Raw genomic sequence first — 18,894 nt, 5'->3', positions numbered from 1 at the left:
GGGCCATGATCCACGTCATGGTCACCCGCCTGGCCCGACACACGAAACCGGCCCAGGCAACCCACACCTGAGCCGGAATCTCAAACACTCACTTATAACCGTCCTCAATACGAAATCCAGGCATGCCGATGTCACTGTCCGGAGCGGCCCGGCGCGACATCAACCGCACCGGCCTCGTGTGGCAGGCACACGGTTGGCCTCCGCTCTCGGGGTCGATGCGCTGCTCGACGGGGAGGGCTGGTCGGGATGGGTCGGGCCTGATCTGCGGGCCGACGCCGCGCTGGGGGATGGACTACAGTCGGGCCGCCGGATGACGATGACAGAGCGGGGACTTCGAATGCGCCAGCGGTTGCCCAGGAACCATCAACCCGACGACTCCTGCGGGCGGCCATTTGTGCTCTTCGACCTCGACGGGACGTTGATCCGCCCGGGCTCATCCGTGCAGCGCGCCCACATGGGGGCGATGGCCGACGCGGTGCGGGCCGCCACTGGGCTGCCGATCCTCGACTTCACATACCAGCGCGGTCACCTGTCCTACGCGGGCGTCGACCTGGCCGGTTGCACCGACGCTGGAACGATCCGGGTCATGCTCCGGCGACACCGCGTCTCCGATCGCGACATCGACGGGCTCCTGCCGACGATCGTTGCATCCATGCCGGGGCACCTGGGTCCGCTCGAGGCCGGGGGCCCCGGCGATCTCCTGCCCGGCGTCCGCGTGATGCTCGCCCGACTGCAGGAGGCCGGTATCGCGCTCGGTATGTGTACCGGCAACGCCGCCCCCGTGGCGCGGTGGAAGATGAGCCGGACCAACCTGGCCGACCTGCTCATCGACGGCGGCTTCGGTGACCGTGCGGTCGATCGGGACGACATCGTGGTGGCGGCGTCGGACGCGGTTGCCGGCGGCTGCCGGTGCGGCGTGCTGATCGGCGACACGGTCAAGGACATCACGGCCGCCCACCGAGCAGGGTTGCGCGCGGTCGGGGTGACCACCGGCCCGGCCACGGTCAGTGACCTTCTGGCGGCTGGAGCTGATGCCGTGCTCGACGGGCTTGCCGACGGGTTCGGTCGGGTCGCCGCGCTGCTCGCGCCGGTTGGCCGGGCCGCCCGCGTACCGGCGTAGCCGGCGGGCCGCCGATGGCCACGGACACGAACCGTAAGATGCAACATATGACAAGCGATGGTCGACCCCGGCGACTTGATCTAGACCGGTCGATCGACGACGAGATCCTGCTGCGTACGGTGCCCGGCGCAGTGGATTACCTGTTCGAGGAGCTGCGCACCTTCTCCGGTGCCGAGGTGCGAGTGGTGGCCCGGCGGCGCGACGCACTGCAGCTCTCCTACCGGGGAACGCTGCGTCCGCTGGCCGCGATCCGCTACTTCGACACTGCAGCGATCTGCCTGTACCCGGACCCGGATCGGCGAGTACGGGAATCCACCGAGCGTGGTGTCCTGGCCGCGTTGACCGGCGACTCGCCGCAGATCCAGTTCAGGGTGGGTGACCTGGGTGAGGCGCGCTGGGACATCCGGGACCAGTTCGAGGCCGACCCACACTGGCATAACAGCGCCGGCAACTGGGACATCAACGTCGTCGACTCGCCCGGAGGACTGGTGGGCGAGGTGGGCGAATTGTACCTGACCGAGCGGTTCGGAGCATTGTTGCGGGCACCGGCGTCCACCAATCCGGTGATCGGCGCGGTGATGGTCCGTCTGGCGAAGATCGAAGACGGGCAGACCGTACTCGACCCGTTCTGCGGAGCCGGAACCCTACTGGTACTGGCCGGCGAGATGGCCAAGCCCGGCCTGCTGATCGGCGGCGACGTCCAATCGAGCTGGGCCCGGGCGGCCCGGACCAACGTACACAGCCGCGGGCTGGACGGTTCGCTGCTGAACGTCGACGCCCAGCGTCTGCCGTTCCCCAACGGCTCGATCGACCGGATCATCGCCAACATGCCGTTCGGCAAGCGGGTCGGCACGCACAAACACAACATCCAGATGTACCCGGCGGCACTGCGTGAGATCAGCAGGGTGATGACGCCTCGGGGAAGGGCGGTCCTGCTGACCGAGGACAAGCGTCTGTTCCGGGAGACCGTCCAACGCACGCCCCTGCTACGGGTGATCAAAGAGATCCTTCTTGAGCGGGGCGGGGCCCATCCGTCGGCGTACGTCGTGGTGAAGCGCGGCAACAGTCGGGCGGTTCAGCGCTGATCGGCGCGCCGCGGAATGAAATGGACACGGTGGGGGTCCACGTCGTACAGTGAAAGGTCGACCTCCGCACCGTCTTCGACGTACGCATTGAGCTGCAGGCAACACGTACCGTCGAGGTAGTCGAGGGCGGTGGCTGACGGGGTCGGGTCGTCGTCGAGGTACGCCAACGCGAGCGAGGACAAGCCGGCCAGGTTGACGACCCGTTCGCACACCATCTCGCCGACATCGTTCAGCAGATGGGTGGGGGTCGGCCGGAAACCCAGGCGCACCTTGAAATGCTGCAGGCCAGGCTTCAGGAGTTTGCTGTAGAAGTTGATGTCGTTGCCCAGCGAGAACAGTGCGCGGCCACGGTCACGGGCCCAGTCGGCGGTGACGAGGATCGCCGCTCTGGCCGCACCCAGATCGCGCAGGGCCGGCTCGAAGGCCGCGAAGCGCATCCGGAAGATGTCGAAGTCGGGCATGTCATACATGACCCAGCCGCCAACCAGTCGGCCGTCGCGGTGGACCGTCGCCATCCGGTGTGGCGAGTCGGGTGCGAGGATCTCGTCGCGCGAGTCCCGGGCGATGTTCAGCCCCTGCTCCATGCCGTCGACCATCGAGGTGTAGATGGTCAGCCATGGATCGAACACCTCCGCCTCGATCGTCGGGTGGAACCGGATGTCGAGCCCGTCGAAGGCCGCCAGCGCCTGCCGGGACCGGCGCCGTTCCCGCCCGGACTGGGCCGACAACAAGCTGGCTCGTCCGTCCGGGATCGGGCTGACCCAACTGATCCAGGTCGGCTTCGTGTCGAACATGGGGCGCAGCTGGTCGGCCGGGTAGCGGACGGCCGTCTGAATCATGTTGACGTCGTCCGGTGGGGTGAGCCCGCCGGCCACAAGCTGATCCGCCTCGGCGTCGGTGAGCTGCAGGATCTGCATACCCGCGAAGGTCATCCGTTCCATGTCACGCCTCCACCGCGTCGCGGAGCCGGTCGGTGGTGTCCGCGCCGGCAGCCAGGCCGAGGCATCTCAGGACCAGGCCCAGACCCCGGTCGCCGCCTGGATGCGGCGGCAGCAGCAGGGTCGGCATGCCGAACCGGATGGCCGCGCCGTCGGAGTACGGGTCGTCCCCGACCATCAGGCACTGCTCGGCCTGCACCCCGAGCGCCTGGGCGGCCGTCGTGAACATGAGCTGCTGCGGCTTCTCGATCCCCAGCTCGCAGGACAGCACGTAGGCGTCGATGAGATCGTGGATGTTCGCCCGAACGAAGTGCCGCCGCAGGTCCCACCCGATGTTGCTCACCACAGCCAGCCGTAGTCCGGCCGCATGCATGGTCCGTAGCGTCGAGGCCGTGTCGGAAAAGACCTCCCACGTGGCCTCCGCCACCAGCTGCGCGTAGAGCGCATCGGCCAACTTCTCCGACATCCCGGCCATGCGGTACCTGGTGATCAGGGCGGTCCGGTGGGCCTGCGGCGAGCGGTCCCGCACCTCCTCCATCGCGATCACGGTGGGATCGGACATCGTCTGCTGGAACCGCCGGGCCAGATCAGCGGCTTGATCCTCGGTCATCGACTCACCGGCTGATTCGGCCGCCCGCAGATACGGGCCGTAGCCCGGCGGCATGGCGAACAGCGTGCCGCCGAAGTCGAGCAGTACCGCGCGGATGTCAGTCATCGATTGCCCCCGAAGCGATGGATGTGGCCGACTCGATCAGGCTGACTAGCCGCGCCGGGCTCTCCACCGGGCGGCGGCCGTCGGTGGCGATCCAGTTCACCCACGAGGTCGGCTGCATGATCAGCTACCGTACCCGGAGCCGGCCGGTCCGCGCGCACGTCTTCATGGGTGCCGTAGCCGGCCAGGACGTCCGCCGTCCGCCGTGGATCCTCGGCCCTCACCGCGGACGGCCTCGGCTGTCGGTGCCTGGGTCCCGCTTGAGTGATGTGGACGCCCGCCTGGTCCAGCAGCTGCATCCGGCCATTATGCCGATCCGGGGCCGGCGTCGGCGGGGGCCGCCGATAGCAGCGAGTGTATGTATCCTCCGTCTGACGGCACCCAGATCACGGGCTGACCGCAGTACGGGGAGGCTGATTGTCCTGGCGAACCTCGAGTTCTTTGCTGCTCGCCACCGGGACGGCACCGAGAGCGCGATCGCCCAGGTGGCCAGCGAGTTCGGCGTGGAGTGCGGGAGTCTTGGTGCCCAGCAGTCGCTGCGACCGGTGTATGTCGACCCGGTGGCCCGGTACGCGTTCCTGGCCCGAATACGCGAGGTGTTCGGGTCGGGCGACCTCGCCGCGTGCTTCGATGAGCACAGCACGATCGCAACGCTCAGTGTCCACCTACGACGGCACGCAGACCGGCGATGGTGCCTGCAGCCCGCGCCGACCGTCACCCCTCCGGACGCCCCGACGATCTACTACATCCATTCCGCGTCAGGCAACGCGTTCGCGCTGGGTGCCGCCCGACCGGCACTACCCGCCCGGATCGTCGGCATCCGCGCGGCCGGGATCGAAGGCGAGTGCCCGATTCCGACCACGGTGCGGGGCTTCGTCGAGTACTACATTCCGCAGCTGAAGGCGTTCCAGCCACGTGGACCGTACCGGCTCTGTGGGTTCTCGGCTGGCGGCACGATCGCCCATGCGATCGCTGTCGAACTGCTGGCGGCCGGCGACGAGGTCGACCTGCTCGCGCTGTTCGACAGCGAGCCGCCCGCGCGAGACCGGGCGCCGCTGTCACAGTCGGACGTCATCCGGTACCGACTGATCGGGTTGCTGCGGCGTACCGGTTATCCGATCACCTATGACGATCAGCCGCCGACCATCGCCGAGGGGCACGCAATTCTGCAGGAGCGGCAGGCTTATCCGTTGGACACGAACGCGGATTCGCTGCGCTGTCGGCTTGAGGTGTTCGCTCGCACCCTGCAGGCCACCGCCACCCACGAGCCGGGCTGGTTTCCCGGTGACGCGCATTTCTTCCTCGGCGCCCACCCGGCCGACGTGACGGAACGATGGCGCCGCCACGTTGGCCGGCTGCACACCTACTACGTCGGGGGTGAGCACTTCGAACACAAGCTGTTCGCCGACCCGCGATTCAACGGACCGTTCTCGGCGCTCCTGCGGAACGTGTCCGGGCGCGGCCGCCCTGCGGGCCCACGTGGGCTCACCGCGCCGCTGACCGGTCGGCAACTGGCGATCTGGGCCACGACGGCCGTCCGGGGCGCGCCCACACCTCCGGTGGCGGTCCGGCTGAGCCTGCCAACGGGTGTCACTCCGGCCGACGTCCGGAGCGCGGTCGACCAGTTGGTCGCCCGGCACGCGGCCCTGCGCACCGAGATCGAGGTCCTTGACGGCGTTCCTGTGCAGCGCATCCATCCTCCGCAGCATCCGGCGCTGACCCGCGCGGTCGACGCGGTCACCGCCGCCGACGCCGGACCGCCTTCGGCGCCGGGCCCGTTTCCGTTGTGGGACCTCCGCCTGTCCGACCGTGGCGGGCCGGCCGTCGAGGTACGCATTGATCACACCGTCGCCGACGGCCGTGCGGTGGCGGTGCTCGCCGAAGATCTTCAGCGGTTGCTGGCCGGGACGTCGGACACCACCCAGGCGGCAGCCGACAGCACGGTGCGCTACGCCGACCTCGCGTTGCGGGACCGGCAGTCGCTCGACCCGCGACGAAACAGTGGTCCCCACGAGTTCTGGTCCGAGCGGCTGGCGGACGCAGTCGGGCGGTTGGTGCCCCCGGGCCGACCGGCACCGGCGCGGTGGGTTCCGGTGGTGGATGCGCCGCGCACCTGGACCCAGCTGGACGGTGTCGGGCACGCCGCCGACGCCAGCCCGGCGGTCGTCCGGTTGGCGGTATCGGCCCTTGCGCTGTCGCGGCTGACCGGGTGCACCGACCTGACGATCGGCATCCTGGCCGACTTCCGTACGCCGGCGACGAGGGACCTCGTGGGTTGCCTGGTCGGGGTCCTGCCGATCCGTGTCCGGGTCCAGTCAGGCCGGTCGTTCGTGGACCTGGTCAACGAGTGCCAGGAGCAGTTCGAAGATGCCGCGGCGCACAGCGGAGTGGGTTACGACTCGATCGTCGAGGCGTCGCGGCGCGGCGCCAACGGGCCGGGCATTCAGCTCGACGTGCTGCTCAACCATCTGCCCGAGCCGGAGATCGTGCACGGTGCGGTCCGGGTTCACGAGCACCACCTCGGGGCGGGCTTTCCGTTGACGATCGCGTCCCGCGGCACTGGCGAGCGGACGAGCATCGCCCTGATCAACGGGACCACTGGGCTGAGCGATCGGCAACTGGGCCGTTGGGCCGAAGCGTTCGGCCTGCTGGCGGCGGACGCGGCCGCCCGCCCGCACGTCGAACTGCGGCACTTGCGCTCGGCCGTGACTACCGATCGGGCCCCGGCGACCCGGGCCGAGGTGCCGGTAGCGGTGAACGATGTGATGGAGCGGTTCGTCGCGGCCGCGACGGCCGGGCCGGACCGGGTGGCCGTGGTTGATCGCGGTCGCGAATTGACGTATCGGCAACTGCAGGAGGCGGCGGGAAGCGCCGTCGAATCTCTGCGCGCGGCCGGCGTGCGACCGGGCGATCGGATCGGCCTGTACGCGCATCGGGGTGCCGAGTTCGTGATCGGGCTGGTGGCGGCCCTGTCCGTCGGAGCGGTGGCCGTCCCGCTCGATCCCGGCCAGCCGTCGGCCCGGTGCCAGGCGTGCTGTGAGATCGCTCGGCCCCGGTTGGTGATGTCGGTGGGCGCGACCGTCGACGAGGCGACCTCCCGCTACCTGGCCAACGCCGGCGTGCCCCAGCTCGAGGTCGATCCGACCCGGCGTGCCCGGCCTGCCTCGCCACTGCCCGCCATCCCGGAGGCCGGCTACGTCTTCTTCACCTCGGGCACGACCGGCCAACCCAAGGGTGTCCTGGGCGCGCGGGCCGGCCTGAGTCACTTCCTGCAGTGGCAGGCCACCCAGTTCCGGTTCGGCGCCACCGACCGGGTCGGCGCGATCACCGGGATCACCTTCGACGTCGTGCTGCGCGAGGTGCTGACCGTGCTCACCGTCGGCGGCACCGTCGTGTTCGGCGACCCGCTGCAAACCGGTGAGCAGATCCGGGACTGGGTGCGGGCTGACTCGGTCACCGTGCTGCACGTTGTGCCGTCACTGGCCCGCACCTGGTTGGACACCTGCGACGGTCCCGGTGAGACGCCGCTGCGGCTGGTGTTCTTCGCCGGCGAACCGTTGCAGGCCGACGACGTGCGGCGGTGGAAGGCTGCGTTCGGCCCGCAATGCCGGGTGATCAACCTGTACGGGCCGACGGAAACCACACTGGCGAAGTTCTGGTACGAGGTTGAGGATGCCTGCCCGGACCCGTTGCCGGTCGGTTGGCCGCTGCCGGAAACCGAACTCGCGGTGGTGGCGTCCGACGGCCGGCGATGCGGCACCGATGAGCCTGGTGAGGTGTGGATCGGCACGCGGTACCGGTCGCTGGGCTATCTCGGCGCCACCGCAGATCCGGCGAGCAGGCTTCCGGGTGAGGCGGCGACCGAGCCGCCGTGGTACCGGACCGGTGACCTCGGTTCGTACGACTATGACGGTCGGCTGTTTCTGCGCGGTCGGCTGGACGACCAGGTGAAGGTGAACGGGGTGCGGATCGAGCTCGCGGAGCTGACCACACTGCTGCGCGGCCTCCCCGGCGTCCGCGATGCCGTCGTCGTCCCGCGGCCCAACGCCGCCGGCACCGAACTTGTCGCCTTTCTGGTCAGCGACGGAACGAACTGGGCAGCGACCCGGGCCAGCGCCGCCGCGGCCGTCGCCCGGTGGATGCCGGCCGGGGTGGCACCGTCCCGCTTCGCCCGCGTCGACTCCCTTCCCCTACGCCCCAGCGGCAAGGTGGACCGGGAGGCCTTGCTCGCCGCCCTACCCGAAGCGGTACCGAACCCACCCGACGTCCAGTGGTCCCCGGCCGAGGCCCGGGTTCGAGCGATCTGGGCCGAGATCATCGGTAACCCCGGAGCCGGCCCCGATGACAGCTTCTTCTCGGCTGGCGGCGACTCGCTGGCCGCGGTACGACTGGCCGCGCGGCTCAGTGCGGAGTCGGGCGTACCGGTGGCCCCGGCGGACTGCCTGCTCCACCCGACGGTGGCGACGCAGGCGGCGTTGCTCACCGCGGCTACCAGAGGTCGAGAACGCCCTTGATCCGTGAGGCGTGCTCCAGCCGGCGCAGCACGATCAGACCGACCACCAGGTACCCCGCCCCAACCAGGAGCTCGACGCCCAGGTCGGGCAGGACGGCGCCGAAGGTCTGACCGTGCTCCAGATCCCGGGCGGCGGCCAGGCCGTGGGTGAGCGGCAGCCCCGAGGAGACAACGCGCAGCCAGTCGGGCAGCCGATCAAGCGGAATGTTGGCTCCGGTCAGGCCGAGCAGGATCATGTTCACCAGGTTGGAGCCGATGAAGACGTCGCGGTACCGCAGGCCCAGCGACCCGACCAGAACGCCGAGCGCGGTACACGACGTCACGCTGAAGAGCAGCGCCACGAAGATCGGGCCGAGCGTCGCGTACGGCACCCGGACTCCCGTGATGAGCGAGCCCACCAGCAGGCAGAACGTCGAGACCAGCAGCCCGTTGAGGATGATCGGGGCACCCCGGCCGAGGAAGACGGCGATGCGGCTGGCCCCGGTCGCCAGGATCGGCGCCAGTGTTCGGGTCGACCGCTCGTTGGCGATCGCCATGGTCATACCGAAGATCGTGGCCGTCGTGCAAGTCTGGAACGCGTTGCCCACCAGGTAGAACTGCTTGCTCTCGACGCCGTACCGGCTGCCCGTCGTCACGAAGAACACGATCTGCAGCAATGGGCCCAGCAACATGATGGGGATGTAGGCGCTAGGCGCGATCCAGTTGAACAGCGCACGGTAGCCCAACGTGCCCGACGCGATCGCCAGTCGCACAGTCTTCACAGCAGCTCCAGCGTTCCACGGACCCGGGCCACGAACATGGTCCGCCGGACCAGGAATTGGCCGATCACGAAGTAGACGGCGGATATTCCCAGGGCCCAACCGACCGACTGCAGTGCCGCTTCGCCGTGCAGCGCCTGGTCCAGCGCCCGGTTGCTCCAGGTCGGGGCGAGCGCGTACGACAGTGGCCGCAGCACCGCCGGCAGGTCCTCGACCGGCGTCACGAACCCGCACAGCAACCAGATCGGGTAGCTGAGCAAGTTGGTGATGACGTTCGACTGGGGATACAGGGCGAGCAGGTTGGCCAGCAGTACACCGAGCAGGCCAACCGCGATCAGTGCGCTAAGCAGCGCGATGAGTATCATCGGGAGAGCCGACAGGCCTGGCAGCGATACCGAGAACGCGAAGACGCCGAGCAGGGTTGCTACGCCCATGGCGTACAGGCCGTGCACGGAGCTGCCGATGCCGACGCCGGTCAGCATGGCGTAGAACGGGGCCGGCGACGACGCGAGGTGGGCCAGCGTGCCCTCGGCCCGCATCGACTGGAACATGTTCGCCGAGCCGAACAGCGCGGCGCTCCAGATTCCGATCTGGGCGACCCCACCGACGACGCTGAGCCGGTCGGTGTCCGAGCCGGCGGTCGCCATCACGATCAGCGCGATGACCAGAGGCTCGCCGAGCACAGCGAGCAGGAAGAAGCCGGACGCGCTGATGGTGCGTAGCTGCAACCGGGCCATCACGAAGGCGGTCGACAGCCAGCCGCTGCCGGGGCTCACGCCGATACCTGGTTCCGGACGGCGTCTCCCTGCCGCTGGGCCTCCGCCAACCGCGTCACGTACGCATCCTCGAGGTTCGGTGCCCGGGTGACCACGCGGCCGATCCGAACGCCGGCCAGCAGCTGGTGAATCGCCGCCTCGGTCCGCTCGTGGTCGTGGGTCTGGACCTCGAGAAGCTGCGCGGCGCCACGGTGACCGGCCGTCACGGCGACTACCGAGGGCAAGGCCTCGATCCGGGCGATCACGTCGTCAGGCACACCGAACGCCTCGACGTCAAGGATCCGCAGGCCCTCATCGGTCCGCTTCAGCTCCTGTGGCGTGCCGCGCGCGATGATCAGACCCTGATAGATGATGGCGATCTGGTCGGAGAGCTCGTCGGCCTCGAACATGTAGTGCGTCGTGAGCAGGATGGTGGTGCCGGCCGAGCGCAACCGGGCCACGACCTCGCGCAGTTCGCGGGCGCCAACCGGGTCGATGCCGTTGGTGGGCTCGTCGAGGAACAGCACCTCGGGGCGGTGCAGCATGCCGCGGGCAAGCTGCAGCCGTTGCCTCATGCCACGCGAGTAACCTTCGACCCGGCGGTCGGCGTCGGCGGTCAGGCCGACAACGTCGACCATCTCGTCGATGCGACGCTTCTGTTCGCGATGGTCCAGCCCGTACAGATGGGCGAACAACCGCAGGTTGTCACGACCGGAGAGACGCTCGTAGACCCCGCGGTCGCCGCCCAGCACCAGCCCGATCCGTTGGCGGACCGCCTGTGCCCGCGACACGACGTCGAACCCAGCCACCTTCACCGCTCCGGCGCTCGGTACCAGCAGAGTCGACAGCACTTTGATCAGCGTCGTCTTGCCGGACCCGTTGGGCCCCAGCAGGCCGAACAGCGTGCCCCGCTCGATGTCGAGGTCGATGCCCCTCAGCGCGGGCCGGTAGGTGACGCGGCCGAGCCGCAACGTGGACGATGTGTAGCCACGTTCCAGCTTGCGGATGCTTACCGCAGCGGCGTCCGAGCCGGCCAATTGCGCCTCCAGTGCATCGGGGTGTCCACGGCCGCCCCACGCCGGCCGCTACGCCTGATCGGTCACGACCAACTCAGCCTGAATCGCGGCGACAAGGCTGCTGAGCGTGCGGTTGTTGGCAATCAACCGGAAGCGTAGCCGGTGGCCGAGAGAGCGGCTGACCTTGGCCATCAGTTCGGCCGCACGTAGCGAGTCCCCGCCGATCTTGAAGAAGTCGGCGTCCGGCGCGGCACTTCCCGGCCCCAGCAGCTCGGTCCAGGCCGCCACGACGACCGTTTCGACATCGGCCGTCGCCCCGCCGGTGCGCTCGTGCATCCCCCGCCTCGCTCCCCCCGTGGTCACCGCGCCCGGCTCGCAGGCCCTGCTTGTATAACAGATGCTCTTGGGAGCGACAACTGCGCCTCTCAGCGATGAACGCCGGATCGCGGAAGTCCACACTGGCTCACATCTATCGAGATAAATCGATTCCGTCGGGGCATCATGGCGACCGTGGCGGGGGTAGCATGGCCCAAATCTTCTGGTGGGCGCGGGCCGCGGGTGGCCGCGATGCCCAAGACGCAGGGCAGCCAGTCAGTAGCGAAGGTTGGTCAGAATGCACATGGACAGCGAGACCCGGGTCAGCAATCGTGAGCTGAACATCCGCGAGTTCGAGCGGCGCCAGGCGGTCCTGTCGAGCCTTCCCCGGGTGTTGTTCGTCGAGTTAACGGAGAACTGCAACCTGTCCTGCACGATGTGTCGCTCCAACGGCCCGTTCGACCGCAGCCGCAACATGAGTCCGGAGCTGTTCGATGCGGTCGCGGCCGAGCTGTTCCCGACGGCGGAGATCGTCGACCTCCGCGGCTGGGGCGAAAGCACGGTTCTGAAGGACTTCCCCGCCTACGTGGAGAAGGCGCTCGACTACGGTGTCCGGCTCCGCCTGGTGACCAACCTGACCGTGCCGAACGAGGTGCTGTGGCGTCGGTTGGTGAGTACGCGATCGTTGATCGCGGTCTCGTTCGACGCCGCCGAGCCCGAGACGTTCGCCGCTCTCCGACCGGGTGCCAAGCTGAACGTCATCCTGCGGAACCTGGAGATTCTGGCCGATGAGGCGGCGGTCAGCGGCGTCGGCACCGCCGGCATCCACTTGAACGTCGTGGTTCAGCCGGCCGCCATCGCGGAACTGACCGGCATCGTGCGACACGCCGCTCGGTTGGGCATCCGGGTCCACCTGAACCCGCTGTCCACCGGACACGACGACCCTGACAACCTGCGGTTCCACCGGGCCGAGATGTCCGCCGCGCTGGCCGAGATGGCCGCGGTAGCGGAAGCGGAACAGGTCGACGTTCAGCTCAACACCGCCCTCGACCCGTCCTGGTCGTTAATGGAGCACGCCGACAAGACTTGCACCCATCCGTGGATGTACTGCTACGTCAACTACCGGGGCCAGGTCGGCTTCTGCGATCATCTGATCGGCGTGCCCGACCAGCAGTACCTGCTGGGCGATCTGACCACGCACTCGTTCGCGGAGATCTGGAACGGCGAACTCTATCAACGGCTGCGCACCGAGCACAGCGGCGGCGTCCTGTCCAACCGTTTCGAGGAGTGCCGGTGGTGTTATCGCAATCGGTACATCGACTTCGATGAGGAGTCGTACCCGCCGTACGCCGAGCATCGGGTGATGCTCGACCAGGCCAGTTGCAAAGGTTTCACGGTCGGGCCCGATGAACCGCACCGACGGGTCCTGCCACTGACCGTCAACGCCTGACCCCGCGCCGAGGAGTTGGCATGTCGCAGGAGCTTCCCCGTATTTCGGTCATCGTGCCCAACCATAACCGGACCCCGCCGCTGCGGGCCACGCTGCGGTCACTGCACCGGCAGCACCTCGAAAACGACTGGTTCGAGGTGATCGTGGTCGACGACGGGTCGGCGGTTCCGGTGGAGCCAGACATCGCCGACCTGTTGACCGGCGGCCCATCGATCCAGGTGATCCGCAACGACACCGCCGTCGGCGCGCCGGCGGCCCGGAACATCGGCGCTGCCCGGGCCCGCCATGAAGTGCTGCTTTTCCTGGACGCCGAGTGTATGGCGCACCCGGGGCTGCTGGCCGCTCACGCGCGGGCGCACCAACTCTTGTCGGCCTCCTACTGTGGCTACACCTCGGCCCGGGAACTGACGCCCGAGCAGTGGCCCGTCCTGCTCGGATCGGACTGGGACTTCGAGGACACCGAGACGGTCTTCCGGGCGGTGGAGCGCAATCCGCTGTTGCACGATCCGCTGGTCGACCTGCTGGCCGAGCCGGCCGCGACGGACTGGGCGTTCTTCTGGACGTCGGCGGCCAGCGTACCGGCCAAGGCGTTTCATGATGTCGGTGGCTTCGAGACCGCATTCGAGGTGAAGGGCGTCGAGGACATGGAGCTGGCCTACCGGATGGCGCGCATCGGCCTGCCCACATACTTCTTGCCCGACGGCATCTGTTTTCACCAGCCGCACGATCGGCCGAGGCACATGGAGCTGATCCGGGACCGGCGAAACGACCACATCATGTTGGCGCTGCACCCGGAACTCGAGGTGGAGGCGGTGTGTGCCTTTGGGGTGCTGCCGGCCCGCGGTCTGTTCCCGGCCCTGCACGCATTCGGGCAGCGGCTCCCGGCGACCTCGGGCGACTGCGCCAAACTGGGCGATCTGGCCGAGGTGCTGGCCCTCATCGATGCGGCAGACGGCCGCACGCTGCTGCTCGGGGATCCAGGTGGCTGGCCGGCGACCACGGCAACGCCGCACGCGGTCGTCTTTCCGGGACAGGCCGGCGGGCCCGACGTGACGCACCGACTGCTCGGGGCGAGGCTCCCGTACGCCAACCAGGAGTTCGCAGTCGGCATCATCACCGACTACTGGCGGTCGTTGCCTGAGCGCACGCTCTGCCGCGTGCTGGACGAGCTGCTGCGAACCTGCCGGGAGGTGATACTGCTGGCCGACGTCAGCACGGCACCGCCAGCGGTGCCCGATGCCGACCTGGCCGCTGCGTTGGCGGTGCATGACCGACCGTTCTGGGAGTTCACCGTCCGGCTTCGGCGTGAGTTGCACGAATTCCAGTTCACCGCGATGCAGGAAAAGGCAGGGGTTCGGTCCTACCGGGTCACCGGGCGGGACTGGTTGACGACGACCGTTGCCGACGCGCTCGATGGGGTGACCGTACGGCGGTCCGGACCGAATGATGGGGATGAGGTCGAATAGTGAGTGTCCTGAGCGCACAGCAGCGCGACTACTTCCACACCTATGGATTTCTGGTCCTTCGCGGCTTCCTGTCCGCTGAGCTGAACGCGGAGCTCGAGGCCGAGGTACGCCGGAGCCTGAGCGAGAACTACACCATCGAACCGTCCGCGCATCGTCGCCCGGCGACCGGGGATGACAGCGTCTTCCTGCCCATGATGGGTCCTCGTACGCCGGTCAGCCGTGCCCTGGTGGCCGACGAGCGGCTGGTCGAGATCGCGCAGGTACTGCTGGGCGGCGGCGTGATACCTAAGCCCGCCAAGGGGAACTTCTACAACGACGCCTCGTTCTGGCACAGCGACTCGTTGAGTCGGGACCTTCAGGCCATCAAGGTGGTGACCTACTTCGACGCCCTCGACGGTCCGTCCGGCGCGCTGCAGGTGATGCCGGGCTCGCACTGGCCCGACCTGTTCGACAAGCTGGCAGCGTTCCGGGCGGCGTGGCCGTGGTCGACCGGAACGGACAGCGAAGCGGTCGAAGAACGCTGGTGGCCGGGGCAGGTCCTCGCGACCCAGCCGGGTGACGTGATCATCTTCGACGTGCACCTCTGGCACGCCAGTCTCGGCGGCAGGGATCGCACGCAGTGGAGCGTGTCATACGTGGCTGAACCTACCAATGACCAGGAACGGGACGCCGTTCGGGCGTACCTCATGTCCTTCATGGAAGCCGGCCACGAGTACAACGACGAGAACTATCCGTACTTCGACCCGGACTGGGCGACCGATGACACCGGGCCGTTCGCCCGCGGACTGAGGGCGATCGACTACGCCGCATCATTGCGCTGATCCGACCATTGGCCGACAACAGGGGACGTTTGTGACCAACTTACTGATCACCGAGCTGCCCGCTCATGCCCGGATCGTGATCGTCGGCGGCGGCATGGCGGGGCTGGAGCTCGCCGCCGAGCTGGAGCGGCGCGGCCAGACCGGCGTGCTCGTCCTCGAGGCCGGACCGGCCGCCGACCCGCGCCACGTGTCGTACGCGTACGACCCGGAAAAGGCTGCCGAGGTGAGCTCTCAGCCGGAGTCCGACGAGTACTTCCGGCGGTCGTGGACCTCCGACTCGCCGCCGTTCTACGACAGGAACTCGGGACTTCGCGCTCGCCTCGGCGGGCGATCGCTGTACTGGTTCGGCCTGGTGCTGCCGCTGGAGCCCTGGGCACTGGCCGGGTCGGCGTGGCCAGCGTCGATCGTGGCCGACCTCACCGAGTCGTGGCGGGGCGGCCGGTCTCTCTATGACCGACTGTCGGACGATCTGGGCGTGCCGCTGCGCGGGTACATCGACCCGGCCGATGCCGGGCCCGAGACAATCACCCTGGGCGGACACGTGTTCGGGCCGGCGCCTCGGGCCTACCGCGGTACCGACGACCGGTGGTGCGCCTACTCACCGCTGGACCATTGGCGGGATCCGCAGACCGGTGAGTCGGTGGGTGCGCGTGGCGGCGTCGAGGTGGCCTGCGATACCGAGGTCGAGTCAGTCGTCGTCGGCGGCGGCAGGGCGACCGGGGTACGGGTACGCCGCGCCGACACCGGCGAGATCCACGACATCACGGCCGACGCGGTGGTGCTCTGCGCGGGCACGGTGGACAGCGGTCGACTCGCCATCGACGCGATCCAGCAGGCCGAGCCCTCGGCGCCGGCCCACCTGTTCGGGCTGAGCGACCACCTGGCTCAGGGCTTCGCGGTCGAGGTCGAGCCCGGCGCGGCACCCGACAGCCCACTGCGGTTGGGGAGCTTCACCGCGGTCGGCGACGGATCGGCTCGGTCGAACTTCTTTCTCGAGGTGGAACCGACCGAGGACGGGCGGTGGCGTGTCACGGTGACCACGCTGGGTGAGCAGGAGCCGGGCGCCAACGGGCTGATCCGGGTGCCCGGCGAGGCCGGTGACCAATGGCGGGTGCGGGCCGAGATCGGTCCGCGAGATCGCGACGTGCTCCGAGCCCAACAGGAAGAGCTCGAGCGGATCTGGGAAGCGGTCCGTCACCTGTACGACCTCAAGCCTCACCGGCTTGAGTTCGCGGAGTACGGCGCCGCGTCACCGTCGTCCGACGTACCGCCCGGCACCCCGTACACCGGCAAGAGCACACTGGGGACGCTCCAGCACGAGGGTTGCCTCGTGCGTATCGGCGACACGCTCGACAGCGACCAGCAGTTCGTCGCTGTGGCCAACCTGTACGCTGCCGGGCCGACGACGTTCCCGCGGATGGGGGCGGCCAACCCGACCCTGACGACCCTGGCGTTGTCGCGACGGCTGGGTGCGCACCTGGCCGACCGGCCCGGCAGCGCGGACCGCTAACGTCCGCCGGTTGGAGCTGCTGCGGTCAGCCGTAGCAGCTCCAACCGGTCAACCTTGCCGTTGGCCGTGACCGGTAGATCGTCCACGGTTCGCAGCACCTCCGGCACCATGTACTCGGGCAGCAGCCGGCTCAGGTGGACCCGCATCGCCTCGACATCAAGCTGGCCGCGGCGGCTGGTGTAGAATGCCACCAGCCGTCTGTGCCCGCAGGTGTCATCGGCTACCGCGACAGCCTCGTCCACCAGCGGGTGGGCCGACATCGCGGCTTGGACGTCGCCGAGCTCGATCCGGTATCCCCGGATCTTCACCTGGTCGTCGAGTCGCCCGAGGAACTCGATGTTGCCGTCGGGCCGCCATCGGGCGCGGTCGCCTGTCCAGTACATCCGGGCAGCGCCACCACCGAACGGGTCCGGCAGGAACTTCCGTGCGGTCAGCTCCGGATCGCCGAGGTAGCCCTCGGCCACACAGATACCAGCTATGTACAGGTCTCCGGCCTCGTTGACGGGGCAGGGCTGCCGATCGGCATCGAGAATGTGGTACCTCGCGTTCTGCATCGGCCGGCCGTACGGGACGCTGCGCCAGTGGTCCTCGACCGTGTCGACCACGAACGCGTTCGACCAGACGGTCGCCTCGGTGGCGCCGCCCAGCGCGATCACCTCAGCCCGGGGGAAGAACTCCCGGATCGTGCCCGGCATGGCCAGGGGAACCCAGTCGCCGCTGAGGAAGACCCGCCGTAGTGACTCGATCGGCCCGGCATCGCCGGCCGCCGCGCGTGCCGTCGCCGCCGACAACAGCACAGCCATGGCGGCCGGCGCAGAGTCCCAGAACGTCACCCCGCCGGCCTCGATCGCGTCGAGCAGTGCGTCGGGATCGGCTAGCTCATCGTCCGCCACCAGGCGGACGGCTGCGCCGGCAGCGAGCGTGCCGAAGACGTCGTACACCGAGAGGTCGAACGCGAACGAGGTGACGAACAGCAGGATGTCCTGCTCCGTCACGCCGAAGGTCCGGTTGACCCAGTCGATCAGATGGACCACCGAGCGCTGGGTGACCATGACACCCTTCGGATGGCCGGTGGAGCCTGACGTGAAGATGCAGTATGCCAGGTCGGATGGCTGGCCGACCGCGGCCGGAAGGGGTTCGACCGCCGTCATGTCCCGAGCGCCCCACAGCTGAGGCCGGACCACCCCGGGCTCGGCGCCGCCCGGGCCGAGCACCACGTCGTAGCGGCGACCCAAATAAGGGTCGTCGCGCAGCGGCGTGTCGGCTCGGTCGACGATCGTGACACCGCCGTGATCGGCATGGCGCCCAGTGAAGTACCGCCGAGGAACGGCCAGTAGCTCGGGCCGGTCGGCGTACACCGGATCAACGACGTCGGCGACTACGAGGTGCCCGCCCGGGGCGAGCAGTCGACGGCACTGGTCCATGACGTCCGTCAGATACCGCGTACCGGGAAAGAACTGGATCGTGCTGGCCAGCACGATCAGATCGAAGGGACCGTCAACCAGCTCGCTGACCTGGTGCGCGAAGCCGTGGACGAGTTCGACGGACGCTCCGGTCCCGTCAGCCCAGGCTCGGATGCGGGCCAGGGCGACCCGGGATGGATCGACGGCGACGTAGTGGCCCGCCGATCCGGCGAGCTCGGTCAGAATCAGCCCGGATCCACAGCCGATTTCCAGTACGCGTGTCCCCGGGTTGACGAACGGCGCGGCCAGGCCGACCACGTGACACTGGTAGGCGTCGGCGCGGGCGATGTCCGCCGTAGGATCGGTGTCGTCACGGAGGCCGAAGCCGGCCGCGCGATGCGGTTCCGGCTGCTCGGCCACTGTGTCCCATAGGTCCTCCACCGCGTCGGCATCGAGCATCCGCTCGAGATCGGGTGGATCGCCGTCGACCAGGTGGATGTCGGTCAGGGCGGGCGCCAGTTCGATCAGCCCCGGCACGCGGCCGGCGTGGGCGCGATCCACCACCAGATGCCGGCAACCGGCCTGATTCAGCGCGTCGGCTATCCGGGGCAGGGGCCATCGGGGGTCGATCGGCACGTACGCGGCGCCGGATCGGTTGATGCCGAGCAGCCCTCGGATCCCGGCCGTGTGGTGCCCGCAGAGGAAGCCGACGTACTCCCCCGGCCCGACGCCGCGTCGGCTCAGGTGGGCCGCCACCTGAGCCGACGCGGTCCGCAGAGCGGCATGGGTGTAGGCGACACCCGTGCCGTCCACCAGGGCCGGACGGTCCGGAAACCGCGCGGCCGCGCGATCCAGCAGCTCGGCGAGGAGCAGCGATCCGTCGTACGGCTGCTCGGTGCGAAACCACTCCGGGTCGGGCAGCCGCCATCCGGCTGAAACACTGGAACCATCGCCTGTACGCACTTCCGCCCCCATCGACCAGCGCCGGCCTGCCGAACATCTGGCACGATAGCGGCTCGCGACCGGGCGCAC

The 18,894-nt window shown here is 68.9% G+C and carries 15 protein-coding genes; 7 read left to right on the top strand and 8 right to left on the bottom strand.

What is annotated here, in order from left to right; translation table 11 throughout:
- The first annotated feature begins 337 nt into the window (after nucleotides 1-337).
- Both FB454_RS33400 and FB454_RS33395 read left to right on the top strand, forming a co-directional pair.
- A complete protein-coding gene (locus FB454_RS33400) occupies nucleotides 338-1,120 on the top strand; it encodes an HAD family hydrolase (protein ID WP_013473829.1) in 783 nt (260 codons plus the stop codon).
- A 47-nt stretch (nucleotides 1,121-1,167) separates the two neighbouring features.
- Nucleotides 1,168-2,205: a TRM11 family SAM-dependent methyltransferase gene (locus tag FB454_RS33395; protein WP_377626399.1), complete on the top strand. Its 1,038-nt coding sequence runs from the start codon at nucleotides 1,168-1,170 to the stop codon at nucleotides 2,203-2,205.
- Here FB454_RS33395 and FB454_RS33390 read toward each other — a convergent pair.
- From FB454_RS33390 to FB454_RS35635, 3 genes are read right to left on the bottom strand one after another with little or no spacing between them, the layout of a single operon-like run.
- Nucleotides 2,196-3,146, bottom strand: a complete 951-nt coding sequence (locus tag FB454_RS33390) for a GNAT family protein (protein WP_013473831.1) — start codon at nucleotides 3,144-3,146, stop codon at nucleotides 2,196-2,198. The two genes, FB454_RS33395 and FB454_RS33390, sit on opposite strands and share 10 nt — an antisense overlap.
- Nucleotide 3,147: 1 nt before the next feature.
- Nucleotides 3,148-3,858, bottom strand: a complete 711-nt coding sequence (locus FB454_RS33385) for an HAD family hydrolase (protein WP_013473832.1) — start codon at nucleotides 3,856-3,858, stop codon at nucleotides 3,148-3,150.
- Complete coding sequence (locus FB454_RS35635; protein WP_255348694.1) at nucleotides 3,851-3,976, bottom strand: hypothetical protein; 126 nt, start codon at nucleotides 3,974-3,976, stop codon at nucleotides 3,851-3,853. Before FB454_RS35635 ends, FB454_RS33385 begins: the two co-directional genes overlap by 8 nt.
- A 364-nt stretch (nucleotides 3,977-4,340) precedes the next feature.
- On the opposite strand from FB454_RS35635, the gene FB454_RS33380 reads away from it, so the two are divergent.
- Nucleotides 4,341-8,369: a non-ribosomal peptide synthetase gene (locus tag FB454_RS33380; protein ID WP_186461717.1), complete on the top strand. Its 4,029-nt coding sequence runs from the start codon at nucleotides 4,341-4,343 to the stop codon at nucleotides 8,367-8,369.
- On the opposite strand, the gene FB454_RS33375 is transcribed toward FB454_RS33380, so the two are convergent.
- Genes FB454_RS33375 through FB454_RS33360 form a run of 4 tightly spaced genes read right to left on the bottom strand, consistent with a single transcriptional unit; the run spans nucleotide 8,344 to nucleotide 11,233 of the window.
- Nucleotides 8,344-9,129 (bottom strand): ABC transporter permease, encoded by a 786-nt coding sequence (locus FB454_RS33375; RefSeq protein ID WP_013473834.1) that lies wholly within the window; start codon nucleotides 9,127-9,129, stop codon nucleotides 8,344-8,346. The two genes, FB454_RS33380 and FB454_RS33375, sit on opposite strands and share 26 nt — an antisense overlap.
- Entirely contained in the window at nucleotides 9,126-9,902 is a 777-nt protein-coding gene (locus FB454_RS33370; RefSeq protein ID WP_013473835.1) for an ABC transporter permease, read from the bottom strand. The genes FB454_RS33375 and FB454_RS33370 overlap by 4 nt, the downstream gene beginning before the upstream one ends.
- Nucleotides 9,899-10,918: an ABC transporter ATP-binding protein gene (locus FB454_RS33365; protein ID WP_013473836.1), complete on the bottom strand. Its 1,020-nt coding sequence runs from the start codon at nucleotides 10,916-10,918 to the stop codon at nucleotides 9,899-9,901. Before FB454_RS33365 ends, FB454_RS33370 begins: the two co-directional genes overlap by 4 nt.
- A 48-nt stretch (nucleotides 10,919-10,966) precedes the next feature.
- Nucleotides 10,967-11,233, bottom strand: a complete 267-nt coding sequence (locus FB454_RS33360; RefSeq protein WP_041784091.1) for an acyl carrier protein — start codon at nucleotides 11,231-11,233, stop codon at nucleotides 10,967-10,969.
- Between the two features lie 277 nt (nucleotides 11,234-11,510).
- Between FB454_RS33360 and FB454_RS33355 the strand changes: the two genes are divergently transcribed.
- Genes FB454_RS33355 through FB454_RS33340 form a run of 4 tightly spaced genes read left to right on the top strand, consistent with a single transcriptional unit; the run spans nucleotide 11,511 to nucleotide 16,459 of the window.
- Nucleotides 11,511-12,662, top strand: a complete 1,152-nt coding sequence (locus tag FB454_RS33355; protein ID WP_013473837.1) for a radical SAM protein — start codon at nucleotides 11,511-11,513, stop codon at nucleotides 12,660-12,662.
- Between the two features lie 20 nt (nucleotides 12,663-12,682).
- On the top strand, nucleotides 12,683-14,128 hold the full coding sequence (locus tag FB454_RS33350; RefSeq protein ID WP_013473838.1) for a glycosyltransferase family 2 protein: 1,446 nt from the start codon (nucleotides 12,683-12,685) through the stop codon (nucleotides 14,126-14,128).
- The gene (locus tag FB454_RS33345; RefSeq protein ID WP_186461716.1) at nucleotides 14,128-14,949 is read left to right on the top strand and encodes a phytanoyl-CoA dioxygenase family protein; all 822 of its coding nucleotides are present in this window, start codon (nucleotides 14,128-14,130) and stop codon (nucleotides 14,947-14,949) included. Before FB454_RS33350 ends, FB454_RS33345 begins: the two co-directional genes overlap by 1 nt.
- Nucleotides 14,950-14,980: 31 nt before the next feature.
- On the top strand, nucleotides 14,981-16,459 hold the full coding sequence (locus FB454_RS33340; protein ID WP_145824188.1) for an FAD-dependent oxidoreductase: 1,479 nt from the start codon (nucleotides 14,981-14,983) through the stop codon (nucleotides 16,457-16,459).
- On the opposite strand, the gene FB454_RS33335 is transcribed toward FB454_RS33340, so the two are convergent.
- Nucleotides 16,456-18,894 (bottom strand): amino acid adenylation domain-containing protein, encoded by a 2,439-nt coding sequence (locus tag FB454_RS33335; RefSeq protein ID WP_186461715.1) that lies wholly within the window; start codon nucleotides 18,892-18,894, stop codon nucleotides 16,456-16,458. The two genes, FB454_RS33340 and FB454_RS33335, sit on opposite strands and share 4 nt — an antisense overlap.

The sequence above is a fragment of the Micromonospora sp. CNZ297 genome, assembly GCF_007827625.1.
Note: the sequence above shows the minus strand (reverse complement) of the source record. Positions and strands in the feature narration are given on the sequence as shown.